General features: G+C 60.5%; 17 protein-coding genes. 6 read left to right on the top strand and 11 right to left on the bottom strand.

Annotation, left to right across the window (positions count from 1 at the left end; genetic code table 11):
• Positions 1-675: 675 nt before the first annotated feature.
• A complete protein-coding gene (locus tag EOA86_RS04800) occupies positions 676-885 on the bottom strand; it encodes a KTSC domain-containing protein (RefSeq protein ID WP_128340863.1) in 210 nt (69 codons plus the stop codon).
• 330 nt (positions 886-1,215) lie between these two features.
• Between EOA86_RS04800 and EOA86_RS04795 the strand changes: the two genes are divergently transcribed.
• Complete coding sequence (locus EOA86_RS04795) at positions 1,216-1,509, top strand: hypothetical protein (protein WP_128340862.1); 294 nt, start codon at positions 1,216-1,218, stop codon at positions 1,507-1,509.
• A gap of 357 nt (positions 1,510-1,866) precedes the next feature.
• Here the strand turns inward: EOA86_RS04795 and EOA86_RS38425 are convergent, their stop codons facing one another.
• Together EOA86_RS38425 and EOA86_RS04785 are read right to left on the bottom strand one after the other, a co-directional pair.
• Positions 1,867-2,025, bottom strand: a complete 159-nt coding sequence (locus EOA86_RS38425; protein WP_164891556.1) for a hypothetical protein — start codon at positions 2,023-2,025, stop codon at positions 1,867-1,869.
• 564 nt (positions 2,026-2,589) lie between these two features.
• Positions 2,590-2,769: a DUF3606 domain-containing protein gene (locus tag EOA86_RS04785; protein WP_128340861.1), complete on the bottom strand. Its 180-nt coding sequence runs from the start codon at positions 2,767-2,769 to the stop codon at positions 2,590-2,592.
• 113 nt (positions 2,770-2,882) lie between these two features.
• On the opposite strand from EOA86_RS04785, the gene EOA86_RS38420 reads away from it, so the two are divergent.
• Positions 2,883-3,035 (top strand): hypothetical protein, encoded by a 153-nt coding sequence (locus tag EOA86_RS38420; RefSeq protein WP_164891555.1) that lies wholly within the window; start codon positions 2,883-2,885, stop codon positions 3,033-3,035.
• Positions 3,036-3,506: 471 nt separating this feature from the next.
• Entirely contained in the window at positions 3,507-4,754 is a 1,248-nt protein-coding gene (locus EOA86_RS04780) for a hypothetical protein (protein ID WP_128340860.1), read from the top strand.
• Here EOA86_RS04780 and EOA86_RS04775 read toward each other — a convergent pair.
• From EOA86_RS04775 to EOA86_RS04750, 6 genes are all read right to left on the bottom strand, one after another.
• The gene (locus EOA86_RS04775; protein ID WP_128340859.1) at positions 4,716-5,276 is read right to left on the bottom strand and encodes a hypothetical protein; all 561 of its coding nucleotides are present in this window, start codon (positions 5,274-5,276) and stop codon (positions 4,716-4,718) included. The genes EOA86_RS04780 and EOA86_RS04775 overlap by 39 nt on opposite strands.
• Positions 5,252-5,845, bottom strand: coding sequence for a hypothetical protein (locus EOA86_RS04770; protein WP_127211622.1), 594 nt, complete (start codon positions 5,843-5,845; stop codon positions 5,252-5,254). The genes EOA86_RS04775 and EOA86_RS04770 overlap by 25 nt, the downstream gene beginning before the upstream one ends.
• A complete protein-coding gene (locus EOA86_RS04765) occupies positions 5,842-6,375 on the bottom strand; it encodes a hypothetical protein (protein WP_128340858.1) in 534 nt (177 codons plus the stop codon). Before EOA86_RS04765 ends, EOA86_RS04770 begins: the two co-directional genes overlap by 4 nt.
• 314 nt (positions 6,376-6,689) lie before the next feature.
• Positions 6,690-7,046 carry a VOC family protein gene (locus tag EOA86_RS04760; RefSeq protein WP_095520575.1) on the bottom strand — a complete coding sequence of 119 codons (357 nt, stop codon included), beginning with the start codon at positions 7,044-7,046 and terminating at the stop codon, positions 6,690-6,692.
• Between the two features lie 30 nt (positions 7,047-7,076).
• Entirely contained in the window at positions 7,077-7,475 is a 399-nt protein-coding gene (locus EOA86_RS04755; RefSeq protein ID WP_128340857.1) for an SRPBCC family protein, read from the bottom strand.
• 68 nt (positions 7,476-7,543) lie between these two features.
• The gene (locus EOA86_RS04750; RefSeq protein ID WP_128340856.1) at positions 7,544-8,323 is read right to left on the bottom strand and encodes a helix-turn-helix domain-containing protein; all 780 of its coding nucleotides are present in this window, start codon (positions 8,321-8,323) and stop codon (positions 7,544-7,546) included.
• A gap of 501 nt (positions 8,324-8,824) precedes the next feature.
• Here EOA86_RS04750 and EOA86_RS04745 point away from each other — a divergent pair.
• A complete protein-coding gene (locus tag EOA86_RS04745) occupies positions 8,825-9,511 on the top strand; it encodes a TerC family protein (RefSeq protein ID WP_029352456.1) in 687 nt (228 codons plus the stop codon).
• Positions 9,512-9,696: 185 nt separating this feature from the next.
• On the top strand, positions 9,697-11,010 hold the full coding sequence (gene rimO / locus EOA86_RS04740) for a 30S ribosomal protein S12 methylthiotransferase RimO (protein ID WP_128340855.1): 1,314 nt from the start codon (positions 9,697-9,699) through the stop codon (positions 11,008-11,010).
• A gap of 129 nt (positions 11,011-11,139) precedes the next feature.
• Here the strand turns inward: rimO and EOA86_RS04735 are convergent, their stop codons facing one another.
• Complete coding sequence (locus EOA86_RS04735) at positions 11,140-12,048, bottom strand: LysR family transcriptional regulator (RefSeq protein WP_164891554.1); 909 nt, start codon at positions 12,046-12,048, stop codon at positions 11,140-11,142.
• A 112-nt stretch (positions 12,049-12,160) separates the two neighbouring features.
• On the opposite strand from EOA86_RS04735, the gene EOA86_RS04730 reads away from it, so the two are divergent.
• Positions 12,161-13,465, top strand: coding sequence for a beta-propeller fold lactonase family protein (locus EOA86_RS04730; protein ID WP_164891553.1), 1,305 nt, complete (start codon positions 12,161-12,163; stop codon positions 13,463-13,465).
• A 122-nt stretch (positions 13,466-13,587) separates the two neighbouring features.
• On the opposite strand, the gene EOA86_RS04725 is transcribed toward EOA86_RS04730, so the two are convergent.
• The coding region (locus EOA86_RS04725) for a BMP family ABC transporter substrate-binding protein (RefSeq protein WP_128340852.1) at positions 13,588-13,951 on the bottom strand (364 nt) is incomplete at its 5' end.

Genomic DNA, 13,951 nt, shown 5'->3' with positions numbered 1-13,951 from the left:
CGACCCGCCCAAGAACGAAGGCGACCATTTTTACATCTGCCCGATCTGTGCGCAGCCGGTCGATATGCGGGATCTCAGGCAAGTGATCTGGCACGATAAGCCGGTGCACGATCGGCTGGAGATGGACGCCTAGCGGGCGCCTTTCTCGCCCGCGCCGTTATGACCGAACCGTAACCTCGACCGGCAAGGGGGAGCGCTGATTTTGCAGCGAGGCAGAAGCGCGATCAGCGGGCTGGCGAAAAGCGCGACGGTGACGTCCGCCTTGCTCTTGTGCCGCAGCTATTGCGCGATTTTGATTCCGTTGACGCCCGGCAATCATGGACGGCCCAGGGGCGAGCGGTCGAGTTCCGGTTCTCATAGCACACTAGCCCAGCACTAAGCCTGCAATCAAAACGGTAAACCCGATAGAAAGCGGGACCGCCAAAAGCCAGCCAGCCTCCAAAACACTATTTTCCTGCCGATCCATAACAGTCTCCTCTTTGACGCTGCCCCTGATTACGAAAGCTCTGGGGAGCGGATCGGTTCCGGCGGATTTGCCGACGACCCGGAGAGATGGCACCACAGGGGGGCGAGGCGATTCTGTCAACAAGCGGAGACGAAGGCCAACCGAATGGGGGAAGTGTGTGCCGAGGAAGCCGGTTAGCAACGAGCCATTGGACAGGCCAATCCAGTCAGTTACTGTGTCGGTTCGACCAAACGGTAACGGAAGCGGTCGCGGATATGATTGTTGAAATAGCGGCCCTTGGCGAAGGCAGCACGGAATGCGGCAAACGTCTCCGGCGGTACGTCCTCAAATTCGTAACATTTGCCGCTGGTCACGAACCATACTGAGAGGATTCTTCTTTCCGGATCGTATTCCGTTTTGCGGATCGAGGTCGACGGCATGACAGCAGTAAACGATCTAGGTGACGACGTGTTCCAGGTCCATTCACGCTTCGTGCGAAGGCATAGCCGCGGGCTTGGCAACCGCCGTTAGGACGAGCCTATCAGCCAGAACAACAGCGCCAACAATAGGGCGAGCGCTCTCCCGACAGCCAATGGCAAATTCCCTGTAAGGGCGCCAATCAGGCTGACCGATGGCGACGCGAGGGGACGAAGGGTAACCGGCCCAAGGCGATAGGGTAATCGGTCTAGGCCGCAGCCAAACTAGACTCAGATCCGTGACAGGCCCGTTGTGGTCTTGCGGAGCGGGCAAAAGGCAAGATGGAGGAGGCGATGAAGAAGGTCATCCTCGCTGCTGTCCTCACGCTTACGATGGGCAGCGCTGTTGCGCTGGCTTACAATCAAAACGATCTCAACCCAAACAACGACCAGGGCCAGGCAAAGGCAGCCGCGGATTGCGTTGAGGTTATAATAGATCAGTTGATACGCGGCCAAACCGGTGCCACCGGAGTGCGAACGATTCCAAACAATCCGATACCGCTGTCACAAATTGCGACAAATTTTGGAACTGAACACTTCGACTTCGGACCTGTGGAAGCGGAAGCAAGACTGACGCGTGTTGCGTAATGAATTGAGCGCCTACGCTTCCACAAACGCACAAGTCGGAGGCTGGCGGCGAGTCGCTTAGCGCCCCAATGACAGTTTTGACGCCGTAACCAGTTCTTCCTCGTCTGTGATCCCAGCCTCGTAGTTCGCTATTATGCGGGACGCGAGCGCCTCCCGGCGTGAGGGGATTGACCCTCAACCTGCAACCTGTCGAACACACGGCCTAGCAAGGCCACTTCTGACGAGCTGAACACGCCAGCTTCTCTGGCTTTTTGGCGGATGAACATGCAAACGCTCCCTCACTGCACTCGCCTGCGCGCTAATCCAAGATTGAGCCTCAATGAAAGGAAAAAACCGCCGCACCGACGGGGTGGGGCGTCAACGCCGCGGTTTCAGCACCCGCGCCTCACGGATCAATGAATTCCAGTTGGTGCCGATCAGTTCGATTAGCACCCGAGCATCGGGCTCCGAGATGCCTGTTTGCTCGGCCAAGTAATGGGCCAGCGCACCGGGCGCCAGGGCTGCCCTTGCCAGCATCTTCGCTCATAATCATCCCTTTGGAGCCGAACGCACAGGGAGGCCGGATGTTTCTTTTGAAGCAGACCGGAAAACAAAAACCCCCGCCCGCCGGGGTCAGCGGGGGAGTAGTGGAAGACCGCCAATGGGGAAGCGGTCCGCGTCCAAACTACGGTCTCGGGCAGATGTTCCCTTGGAGGCGACAGCGAAAGAAAGCCCGCGCCCTCCGGGAGAGAACGCGGGCTTGATCGGAGGACACCGATCGCAGCATCGGTCTGCGAGATATGCTGCAAAAGCTCAAACTGTCGTCTCAAGGCTTTGTTCCAGACGCAAAAAAAGCCCGCCGGACCTTTCGGCACGGCGGGCGATAGAGCGTCGAGGCACGCTTCTTCTTCACCCACAAGCTCTTGCTTACGGCCGAGCAGCATCGTCGCGTCGCCACGCGTTCCATTTCGCGACATTCAAGCGCGACTCGCAACCGACCACGAGCATGTCGACTCAGACGCGCTGGACTGGCTTGTGCGCAATTAGGTCCCCAGTCAGGCGAGGCTACGCCTGAATCGCGCCGGCCGGAGATCGACCCGACTAATCGTCTTTCTTCAAATCTTCAGCTTCGTCCCTCAGCCGCTGCCAGTCCGCGCCGTGCTTGCGAAGCAATGCCCGTGCCTGTTTGGGCGTTACGTCTGTCATCTCCGCCAGGTGCTCAACTTCAAGTTCTGCACCCTTCTTAACTCGGCTCGTGTCGCTCGTCCTCTTGTCCGCCATCTGTGGCGTCCTCCTTGGCCCACTGTCAGTGGCAACGAATGTTGAACGTTGTGGTTCCGCCCCTGTGGAACTGACTGCCGGCCGTGTAGTTCTACCGCCGAAGGAGATCTCAAATGCTTCGATTCCTAATCGGTCTTGGCGCGCTGTATGCGGCATTTCAAATCGGCCGGGAGTTTGGCCGCACAGAGGCGGAGGTCATCCAGATTCCACCCGACGATCGTCGTCCGACGCCCGGAAACGGCGCAGAGTTCGGCGAGCGGACCTAGGAGGACTGGTAGCTCCCTCAAGTTCGCGCTATCTACGCGACATTGGCGCGAGCAAACCAGTACTCCCAAAATCCTACGAGGAGGCTATCTGCCTCGGAACTAATGCCGGAGCGATGTGACTAGTAGGATGCGCTGAGGATGAGCTTGATCCGCCTAACCACGAAGAAGCGCCGGAGCCGGCAGTTCATTGCGACGGCCGAAACTGCCTTCCGACAGCAGATAGCCCTGTCGAGGAATGCAAGGGGCTAGATTGCACGCCGGCTCCGCCAGTCGACCCAGGTCCGGAGATTGAACAGGTCAAATGAACAGCATCAGCCGAACACCCCAACTACGAAGGTGATCGCAGATCCATGGAGAAGGTTGGATTTCAGGTCCTCCCTCCGCCAATGCAACCCCTCCTTTTGGATTTGGGGGATCGTCTGACGAACAACATCTTAAGTCCGGACCGGAGCACAAAAGTCACCCGACGCGATGACCACGACGATTGACGACATATACCGGCCTCTTGCAGTAACCACGCGGTTGCTTGTCCAGTGCTGGCCGCAGCTATTGCTGGTCGGCTGCCTCGGTGTGATCGCTCATGATCTGCTGCTACAGGGCGCCGTCACGATCGGCCTCCAATTCCCGCTGGGCGGAATGGTCATGCTGTCGCTGGTGATTCTCGCCAAGCTGACGGTGCTGGTCATGATGTTCGTGGTGCTCCGGCCGCATATGCCGGCGGTGGCGGGACTGAGGCAACAAGCAAAAGGAGCGGACGAAACAAAACGCGAGCCGATCCTGGCGATTACCGCCGCTGCGATCCTGCCTTTCTTCGCCTATTATGCCGCCTGGGGCTTTCTTGGCGATACGGTTCGCGAATATTCGCGCATGGCGCTGGCCCAAGCCGAGCTCGGCAAGAGCGTCGACATCTTCGCCATTCTTCAGTCAAGCGGCGTGGTACTGTCGATCGTCATTTGCTGGCTGGTGCGTTTTGCCGCCAAGCGACTGAATGCGCGCGCCTCTCACCCCTACTGGCGGCTGCTGATCGTGGCGACGGACGCAACTTGGGTCTTCATCGGTCTCTACGCGCTCGACGTATGGAAAGACCAGTTCATCCGCTGGCTTGGCGCAGGCGCGGCGCTGCAGCAGCTCAGCCTCGATTTGTTTGCGCCGGTAACTTCGGCGGCTGCCGCCGGCCAGTTCGTTCCGGTGGAATTCCGGCCGCTTCCCTTCGGAGAGCAGCTTCAGAATCTGTTCTTTTTCGCGTTGCTGCCGATTGTCTGGCTGGTGATGGCGGCGATCATCAACGGCTATGAGCTTTCCGCGCCGGCCGCTCCCGGTCCTGCGCTATCGCGCACGACCTCATGGCAAAAGTGGCTGAAGGATTTCGCGACGCACTTCGTTGGCGGCTACCGCAGCCGCTATTCGCCGGTCTGGACTTGTCTCAAGCTGACGCTCAGTGCCGGCCTTGCGACGCTTGTCACCTTCGTCATCGCCTATCAGGCCATCTCCTGGATCGGCGCCTGGATGTGGTATGGCCTGACAAGACTGATCGGAGCGCATGACCTCGCAACTTGGCAGATCTTCGCCGACACGATCAGCCTGTTCATCGGCAGCCCAAGCGAACTCGAAGGAGGAATCCTGCTCGACGCAGTCCGAGTCGCGCTGCTTGCAGCCGTGCTCGAGACTGCAGTCGTGGCGTCAGGTCTGCGGCTCGCTGACGCTGAGATGATTCGGTAGCGCCGAGTAGAGGCCAATCGATAGCGTGAGGCTGCTCGCCGCAGGCGGAATCGAAAAGCTGGCAGTCATCCGTGCCGGCTTGCCGGGCTCGGCCGCCGCGAACGCCATGCCGCCACACAGGGACCGTTGCTGGGCCTCCGGATATTGCTTCCTGACCATCGGATCGGCAAATAGGGTTGGCTGCCATTCGCGACCGCTTCCGTCGGAAAGCCGCACCTTGCACGGAACGGCGCCGAGCGCCTTCGGGTCAGCTGCGAGAGCTTCGAATTCGGCGAGGACGACGGCGTTTCCCTCACTGCCTGCCAGTCTGGTGATGCGCGTCACTGTCCAGCTTGCGCCGGCATAGTCGATCGGTTGCCCCAAGGTCGCAGATAGCGGCTGGCGCAAAAATTGGGAGCGCCAGTCCTTGATGCTTCCCCACGTCTGCACGACTAGCGCTGCAGGCAGCGCAACCACCAGCGCCGTCATGCTCAGCCGATAACCTCGCCGCGTTGACATCACCTTTGCGGGAGAACTGTCCATGGCGGCCTTTCTTCGTTGCGGCGGATAGTGATTGCGGGCTCGATGTCTTTGCCGGAAACATCCGTGGTGATGCGGATCTCATCGTCGAGCGGCAGCAATTTTGTGCGTGCGACCACTACGGTCCCGCCGGCGACGGCTTCTTCCGGCACTTCGAACGCCAGAAGGACGCGGCGTGGCAGGCCGGGCTGATAGGCATCGCCCGGCATCATTTCGATCGTCGCCGGCAGCCGGTCGGTCAGGACATAACGGATGCCGCTGCCGCTCAGCCACTCACCCGATGTGAGACGCAAGGTCTCGAATTTCGCCTCCGCCTCGCCTTCGACCACAACCCATACGCCGGAACTCGTGTAGGTCTTTGACTTCCCGAAGGTCTCGACGTTGAGGACACGGGCGACCCTGGCGCTGTCCAGCGAAAGCGCGAACGCGCTAGCCTGGACACGCTTGTTCATGCCGCCCGAAGAGACTATCGGCGATGTAATGTCGCTGTAGAGCGGACGCGTATGCTGCATGCCGTAGAGCACGGCGGCAGCGAACAGCAGCGCAAGCACCGAACGCACCATGCGCATCATAGCGCCTTTTCCACCGGCAGATCGACCGTCGCAACGGGATCTCGGTCGTACCACCCGCTTGCGCCGTAGAGATTGTCGCGCAGCTTGTAGATTTGGCCGGTAACGGTGATCGTCACCTTGTCCGGCACGGACACACCGGCCGGCCACTCCCAGGCCATGGTCAGGCGTTCCGGCATGTTGGGATTGAAATATCCCGCCAGATACTTGTCGCGATCGAGATAAACCGTTGGCATCGGCAGCTTTTGCGCCGGCGCGCTAAGCGTCACGGTGCGATAGAGCACGTTGTTTGGAGTGGCGGAACGGTTCACCACGTCCAGATCCACCATCAGAAGCTGCACCGGCCGCGACGGAGGAACGCCTGTCGGCGGCACTGTTCCGACACGTGCCGTTCGCAAGGTCACAAACCAGCGACCGGTATCGATCTGCTGGCCTGCCTGCACAACCGGCACCTTTGGCGGATGGGCAGCTTCGTAGAGCGTCATCGAAAACGAGATTGCCGATGCGGCCAGCCCGCCCAGGCCTGCAATCAAAAAAGCATACAGCCTTTGCCGTACTGTCGTTCGTGTCGGTTCCGTCATGCTTCGTGCGGTATGCGATGGTCCTCAGGCCAGCCTTATACGATGCGAGCTACGCCATCGGACAATAATTTTGTTACAACAGCAGCGCTGGCATCTCTAAGGTGGGTCAGCACAGAGATACCAGCCGCGCAATCAAATCCTTGGTAGCTCGCCCGGTCAGTATTCACTATCCGCTCCTGGCGCCAAGAGCGGCATTAAGCCCGACGGCCCGCCCAAAACCACTCGAAAGAGGCGCCGGGCTCGGCTCGGCGCCCCCTTCCGCTTTCTCACTTGCCCGACCACACGGCCAGCTCGTAGCCGTCCGGGTCGGAAAAGTGAAAGCGGCGGCCGCCGGGGAAGGAATAGGCGGGCTTGACGATCTTCCCACCGGCCTCCTCGACGTGGCGCTGGGTCTCGTCAAGGTCGTCGGCATAGAGGATCACCAGCGGCCCGCCTGCCGCCTTGCTCTGGCCACCGAGGGCGAAGCCGCCGGTCAGGCGGCCGTCGTTGAACTCGCAATAGCTCGGCCCGTAGTCCTTAAAGGACCAGCCGAAGGCCTTGCCATAGAAGTCGCGCGAGCGCGCGATGTCACCGACGGAAAACTCGACATAGTCGATGCGCTTGTCGTTGCTGGATTTGGCCATGATCTTCTCCTTTCGTGAATCTTGGGAAGCTCAGCGTTCGAGCATTGCCTTCAGGGTGTTGAGGTCGCGCTCTACCGCGGCGGCGTCGGCAGCGAATATCTCCTCCGTCATGTCCGGCTTCCTTAAGAGCACGAACATGACCTCCGCGCCGGTCCCGTTGGGTACCACGCGCACCGCATTGCGGGTTTCCTTGCCCTCGGCGAAGACGATGTGATCGAGGACACCGAATTCATTGGGCCGGGAGAAGCGGATGCGGATGGGCCGGCCCTCGGGGTCCTCCGCAGTCCATTCTTCGCCCGATCTTTCGAAGCGCCGGCCAAGGCCTGCCGCCCAGCGCTGGAAATTCTCCGGGATGGAGGCGAAGTCGTAGACTTCGCGCCAGTCCCGGTCGATGGACGCGGTGATGATGCGGCATTTGTAGATCGTCATATCTGCCTCCTTTCAACGAAGGCAGACTAGGGGGAGTTGGCGGTGGCGTATTGAACGAAACGGCCAGTTCAGGCGCCGAGCTGTCGCAGAACCGTCGCGGGCGAGAACCCCGACAGGCGCCGCACCTCGCGCGTGAGATGCGCCTGGTCCGAATAGCCCGCCTCGAACGCAAGATCGACAAGGCGCGGCTCGGCGGACTGCCGCGCCAGGTTCAAAAACCGCTGGAAGCGGAGAATGCGGTCGAGCGTCTTCGGACCATAGCCGAAAGCCTCCTGGCAGCGGCGGCGAAGTGTTCGCGGGCTGACGTCGAGCCGATCGAGGATCACCGCCATGCCCGGACCGGCGGATTCCGTTTTCAGCGCGTTGAAGGCAAATCCCATGTCCGGAGGCGGCGGCTTGACATCGGGCGCAAGCCGGGAGAGCGCCGCTTGCATCGCCCGCATCCGCTCCGCCGTGGAGGATGCATCACCAATTCTCTGGGCGATTTCGCGCGCCAGCGCCCCCCAGAACTGGCTGAGCCCCACCCGGCCGCCGACGATCTCCGACATCGGCAGCCCGAGCCACCGGCTTGCCGCACCCGGTCCGAAGCGGGTGCCGATCACAGTAGAGCCGGGTGTCAGCGTAGAGAGGGCAACGGCCACGTCGGGGCCTGCTACGACCAGATCGCCGTCGATCCAGGTGATGTCGACGCAACCGTCTGGGACCACGGCCGATAAGCTCCCCGCGTCCGGACGCAATGTATTGGACCAGACACACAGGAAATGCCTTTCGAGTGCGGCCGGAGGATCGAACTCGCGGTACTCCCCGATCGCCCCTGAAAGGACGGGTGTGTTGTCGTCAGACGTCACGAGCCTCTCCTGTGAGGAACACTTTCTAAGGCATCGTACTCTTCGGTCCCCGAAATCTATCGCGGTGGCGGCGTGCTTCAACCCGTGCTGTCGTTCTCGATCAAGCCCTGCATCGCATGGTTGCGACGCCAGGCGGAACTGGGCAGCGGAACTGGGCATTTGTCGAGGATTCCACCAATCGTGGAGCGGTCGTGAGCGGAGTCGCGACCTTGGTGCATGCGCGGCTCGCGCCCCGGCCGACGATTTCGCACCGATTGCCGCATGACATCATTTTTACTATCCCGATGCCTGCAGAGGACTGCTTGGCATGAGCAGTTTCGACAGATTTTCCTTGCAGGGGCGCCATTTGCGTTCTGGTTTCGGGGTCATCTTGATCACGGCAGATCAGGCGGTTTGCCGGCCTTGTTCTCAAGCCATCTCTTGACGCGCGGGAACCATACACGTTAGGCGTTCGGGCACCCCACGCGAACGATTGGCGACCAAGCAAGGAAATTCCAGCTGATGGAAATTTTTACCGCCTCTGGCCTCGCGGCTCTGCTCCAGGTCATCGCCATCGACCTTGTGCTTGCCGGCGACAATGCCATCGTCATCGGCCTTGCCGCGGCAGGCCTGCCGTCGGACCAGCGCAAGAAGGCGATTCTCGTCGGCATTGCGGCGGCCACCGTGCTTCGCATCTTCTTCGCACTAATCACCCAGTGGCTCCTCACAATCGGCCCCATTCTTCTCATAGCCGGCGGCCTGCTGCTGCTTTGGGTGTGCTGGAAGATGTGGCGCGAACTCCGTGTCAGCCACGAGCAGGAACATGACGCGACGGAATCGTTGTCGAATGTCGATTACGACAAGAGCGGGACGATCGGCGGCAAAGGGCCGCGCAAGACCTTTGCTCAGGCAGCCTGGCAGATCGTCATTGCCGACGTTTCGATGTCTCTCGATAACGTCCTTGCAGTCGCAGGCGCGGCAATGGACCATCCGACGGTCCTGATCATCGGCTTGGCGCTGTCGATTGCGCTGATGGGCTTCGCCGCTTCGTTTGTCGCACGCCTCCTGCATAAGTACCGCTGGATTGCTTATATCGGCCTCGTGATCATTCTCTACGTCGCCGTGAAGATGCTTCTGGATGGTGCCGTGCAGCAGTTCCCCGAACAGTTTGCGTTCCTGGCGCCGTGGTTCGGACCGGGCGGTCATTGAACTTGACCCTTTAGCAGCGCAGGCCCGCCGAGCGGCGCCAAGCCATTCCCCGGTTTGCTTGATTGCGGAACTATGCTATTGCGCCGTGCAAATTGAGCTTCTGCGAAAGTTCTAAAGATCAACATGTATCGAGACTTCCGGGCCGGGCCTTAGGGTTTCCGGCCCGCGTCCATTGGAAACCGCACATGTCTGCCCCTCGCGTCAGCTTCGTAAGCCTTGGATGCCCGAAAGCCCTCGTGGACTCGGAGCGCATCATCACGCGCCTGCGCGCCGAAGGCTACGAGATCGCGCGCAAACATGACGGCGCCGATCTGGTCGTCGTCAACACCTGCGGCTTTCTCGATTCGGCTCGTGATGAATCGCTCAATGCCATCGGCTCCGCCCTTTCGGAGAACGGCAGGGTCATCGTCACCGGCTGTCTAGGCGCCGAACCTGACGTAATCCGCGAGAAACACCCCAACGTTCTCGCCATCACCGGTCCGCAGGCCTACGAGAGCGTGATGGCTGCAGTGCATGAGGCAGCACCCCCGAGCCACGATCCCTACATCGACCTTTTGCCGCCGCAAGGCGTCAAGCTCACGCCGCGCCACTATGCCTATCTCAAGATTTCGGAAGGCTGCAATAACCGCTGCACCTTCTGCATCATTCCGGCGCTGCGCGGCGACCTCGCCTCGCGACCGGCGGCCGACGTTTTGCGCGAAGCCGAGAAACTGGCCAAGGCCGGCGTTAAGGAGATACTGGTCATTTCGCAGGACACCAGCGCCTACGGCATCGACATCAAATACCAGACCAGCATGTTCGGCGATCGCGAAGTGCGGGCAAAATTCCTCGATCTGTCGGAGGAACTCGGCAAGCTCGGCGTTTGGGTACGCATGCACTATGTCTACCCCTACCCGCATGTCGCCGATGTCATCCCGCTGATGGCCGAAGGAAAGATCCTTCCCTACCTGGACATTCCGTTCCAGCACGCCTCGCCGCAGGTGCTGAAGAACATGCGCCGGCCTGCCCATGGCGAAAAGACTCTCGACCGCATTCGCGGCTGGCGCGAAATCTGTCCGGATCTGGCGATCCGCTCCACCTTCATCGTCGGCTTCCCCGGCGAGACCGACGACGATTTCGAAATGCTGCTCGACTGGCTGGACGAAGCGAAGATCGATCGCGCCGGCTGTTTCAAATACGAGCCTGTCAGGGGCGCCCGCTCCAATGATCTCAGCCTCGAACAGATACCGCGGGAGATCAAGGAAGCGCGTTGGCACCGCTTCATGCAGCGCCAGCAGAAGATCTCGGCGACGCAGCTCGCCAAGAAAGTCGGCAAACGCCTGCCTGTCCTGATCGACGAGGCGCATGGCACCTCGGCGAAGGGCCGCACCAAATACGACGCGCCCGAAATCGACGGCTCGGTGCATATCCAGTCGCGCCGCCCGTTGCGCGCCGGCGACATCGTCACCGTCAAGATCGACCGCGCCGACGCCTACGATCTCTACGGTTCGGCGGTCTGATCGCCGGCGGGGCGAAGACCCTTTCTGCTAGAGCATTTTGCAGCCAAACGTCTTCGTTTGGCGTCCGACAAAATGCTTTAAAATAGAGAGTTAGAGCGCGGTTTTGTTTCGACCAAAACGCAAAGCGCTCTAGGACGTGACTGTTTCGCTTGCACGGATAAGCATCCGCCTGAGCCAGGCGTGACCGGAGTCGCTGTCGTTCCTCCGATGCCATAGCAGAGTTTCCCGATAACCGAAGTAGTCGAAGGGCAGCGGAAAAGAGCGCACGCGCGGCCAATTCGTCAGCCGGATCACGTTTGCCGACAAGGTGCAGATCATGTCCGTCTGGGCGATGATCGCCGGCACGGCGAGCGCATAAGGCAGGCTCATTGCGACGGTCCGTTTCAGGCCGCGGTCGTCCAGAAGGCGATCAATGTAGCCCTTCAGATCGCCGACATGAGTGACCAGCAAGTGCGGATACTTCAGAAAGAGTTCGAGCGTCATCGCGTCGCGGATCTCAGGATGCTCTGCCGAGACGATCGATAGCCAGTTCACGTGGAAGAGTGATGCACGTTTGATCGTTGTCGGCGCATCGGGCAGGATAGTGATCGCAAGGTCTATCGAGCCCTTCTCGAGACAATCGACGATTTCCTGTCGGTGTAGGCTGCGCAGGACGATCGAAATTCTCGGCGCCGCTGAACGGAGCACCGGCATCAGTCTGGGCATTAAAGTCGCCGCGATGTGATCGGTGGTCGCGATCCTGAAGATGCGACCCGATCGCTCCGGCGAGAACTGGCCGAACCCTCCCAGCGCATCCTGGATCTGCCGTAGCGCGGCCCGGATCGGATCGGCGAGGTCGAGCGCCTTTTCGGTCGGCCGCACGCCATCGGCATGACGGACGAAGAGATCATCGGCGAAGAGCCGACGCAGATGGGCGAGGCGCTTGCTCATCGCTGACTGGCTGAGCCCGATACGAGCTGCCGCCGCGCTCACGCTGCCTTCACTGAGCAGAGCGTCGAAGGCGACAAGCAGGTTCAGATCGATCGAAGCCAGATTCATGCTGGACCTCCGAACTCTTATTACTGAGAGGAATATTGAGATGTCAAATATCGATTTGACGACTGAAAGCGAACCCCGAAAATAGGCGCCTTCAATCGATATGGAGACATCCATGCGACGCTGTTCTCTCGCTGCTATTCTTCTATTCCTGATGCCGAACCTCTCAAGCGCTCAGCCGGCCGAAAGTCGCGGAGGGATCGTCTTTGCGTTGTCGGATGTCGATATGGTGCCGACCGTCTACGAGACGGGCGAGCTCGGGCCTCCAGATCCTCACAATCGGGATACGCTGTCCATCATCACCTCGCCGACAGAGCGGTCTCGCCCTGTTGCGATGACGGAGGTTTCGAATTCGACCTATGGGCCGCCCGGAGCACTAGACGTCTCCCTGGATGGCCAGTTCGTTTTCGTCGCCGAAACCTTCCGTCAACGCTCCGAACGGGCGACCCGCCTCGACGAGTTGCAGCAAGGCGACACGATCCGATCGCTCCAGTTCGATGGCGGCCACTCGGCGGTGGTCGACAGCGTGAGGATCGGAATCCAGCCGCAGGCGATCCATCTCAATCCTGCTGGCGATCTCATCGCCGCAATTACTGCCGACGCCGAACACGAACTCACTTTCGTTCCGGTCAGAGAGGGTCGGTTCGGCCAAGCATCCAGCTTCGGTCTCGGTCTTGAGCCGTCAACGGGTTTCATTCCATTGAAAGCGACCTGGGTGCAGTGGCATCCAAGCGGCCGGTATGTCGGGGTCAATCTCGTCGACCGTGGTCAGGTTGCCTTCTACGAGGTGCTGCGCGGAGAGGACGGAGCAGTTTCTGCTATTCGTTCCTGGGGCAATCGCATCCAGACGAACAAGTTCCCGTTTGTCGGCCGCTTTTCGCCGGACGGCCGCTACTACATCACCTCCGATGTTCAATGGGGAATCGATACGGCTGGTTTCTATGGCGTTCAGGAGGGCATCCTCACCACAGTCCGGCTTGCCGATGTCGGGACGACGGGCGACGCAGCAAGGCACACCGTGCCTCACATCGCGCTTGGTGGCTGGGGCGCCGAGACGATCGCCTTCAGCCCCGACGGCCGCTTTCTTGTCACGTCCAATCTTCGCGGCACCGGTAAGCCAGATGGCTCGCGCGACTGGACGGAGCACGCGTCGCTCAGCCTCTATCAGCTGGACTCTGAAACAGGACGGCTATCGCCGCACGGCGAATGGCCGCTCGCAGGCGTGCTGCCGCAAGGACTCGCTTTTGATCGCACGGGACAAAAGCTCTTCGTTGGCGTGAACCGTTATCGCAATGAGGAAGCGCCGCTTGGCGGCGCCGTCGAGATATGGCAGATCACTACGGATGGGCGCCCGGCGCTCGCTCCCACATCGGATCGTATCAGGCTGCCTACGGGCGTTCACACGATAGTCGCCCGCTGAACTTTCGTGAGTGGGATTCGCAAGCCGGGCAGGTAAACCTTCGAAGCTCTGCAGATGAAAAGAGGGCGCCCAAAGGCGCCCTCTCCTGTTCCGGCGAAAGCCGGCCGAGCCAAGGCCTGCGCTTACTGCGGCAGCTTGTCGTCGACGCCCTTGACGTAGAAGTTCATGCCGAGCAGCGTGGCGTCGTCGGCGACTTCGCCTTCCTTCAGCCACGGCGTTCCGTCCTGCTTCCCAATCGGCCCGGTGAAAGGATTCCATCCGTCGATAATCTTCTTCTCGGTGGCTTCCGCCATCGCCTTCACGTCGTCGGGCATGTTGGTGTAAGGGGCCATCTTAACGGCGCCGTCCTTGATGCCCAGCCAGACATTGCCGGGCTTCCAGGTGCCGTCGAGTGCAGCCTTCACCCGGCCGATATAATACGGCCCCCAATCGTCGACGATCGAGGTCAACTGTGCCTTGGGAGCGAACTTGATCATGTCCGAAGAC

Source organism: Mesorhizobium sp. M5C.F.Ca.IN.020.32.2.1 (assembly GCF_004023105.1).
GTDB lineage: Bacteria > Pseudomonadota > Alphaproteobacteria > Rhizobiales > Rhizobiaceae > Mesorhizobium > Mesorhizobium wenxiniae.
This window is presented reverse-complemented; position numbering and strand designations above follow the sequence as displayed.

What these genes read in the sequence shown, in the direction of transcription:
- EOA86_RS04800 (WP_128340863.1), bottom strand. Translation starts at nt 885, where the DNA reads ATGCCGTCGACCTCGATCCGCAAAACGGAATACGATCCGGAAAGAAGA.
- EOA86_RS04795 (WP_128340862.1), top strand. Translation starts at nt 1,216, where the DNA reads ATGAAGAAGGTCATCCTCGCTGCTGTCCTCACGCTTACGATGGGCAGC.
- EOA86_RS04770 (WP_127211622.1), bottom strand. Translation starts at nt 5,845, where the DNA reads ATGATGCGCATGGTGCGTTCGGTGCTTGCGCTGCTGTTCGCTGCCGCC.
- EOA86_RS04735 (WP_164891554.1), bottom strand. Translation starts at nt 12,048, where the DNA reads ATGAATCTGGCTTCGATCGATCTGAACCTGCTTGTCGCCTTCGACGCT.
- EOA86_RS38425 (WP_164891556.1), bottom strand. Translation starts at nt 2,025, where the DNA reads ATGCTGGCAAGGGCAGCCCTGGCGCCCGGTGCGCTGGCCCATTACTTG.
- EOA86_RS04775 (WP_128340859.1), bottom strand. Translation starts at nt 5,276, where the DNA reads ATGGACAGTTCTCCCGCAAAGGTGATGTCAACGCGGCGAGGTTATCGG.
- EOA86_RS04780 (WP_128340860.1), top strand. Translation starts at nt 3,507, where the DNA reads ATGACCACGACGATTGACGACATATACCGGCCTCTTGCAGTAACCACG.
- EOA86_RS04755 (WP_128340857.1), bottom strand. Translation starts at nt 7,475, where the DNA reads ATGACGATCTACAAATGCCGCATCATCACCGCGTCCATCGACCGGGAC.
- rimO (WP_128340855.1), top strand. Translation starts at nt 9,697, where the DNA reads ATGTCTGCCCCTCGCGTCAGCTTCGTAAGCCTTGGATGCCCGAAAGCC.
- EOA86_RS04730 (WP_164891553.1), top strand. Translation starts at nt 12,161, where the DNA reads ATGCGACGCTGTTCTCTCGCTGCTATTCTTCTATTCCTGATGCCGAAC.
- EOA86_RS38420 (WP_164891555.1), top strand. Translation starts at nt 2,883, where the DNA reads ATGCTTCGATTCCTAATCGGTCTTGGCGCGCTGTATGCGGCATTTCAA.
- EOA86_RS04745 (WP_029352456.1), top strand. Translation starts at nt 8,825, where the DNA reads ATGGAAATTTTTACCGCCTCTGGCCTCGCGGCTCTGCTCCAGGTCATC.
- EOA86_RS04785 (WP_128340861.1), bottom strand. Translation starts at nt 2,769, where the DNA reads ATGGCGGACAAGAGGACGAGCGACACGAGCCGAGTTAAGAAGGGTGCA.
- EOA86_RS04760 (WP_095520575.1), bottom strand. Translation starts at nt 7,046, where the DNA reads ATGGCCAAATCCAGCAACGACAAGCGCATCGACTATGTCGAGTTTTCC.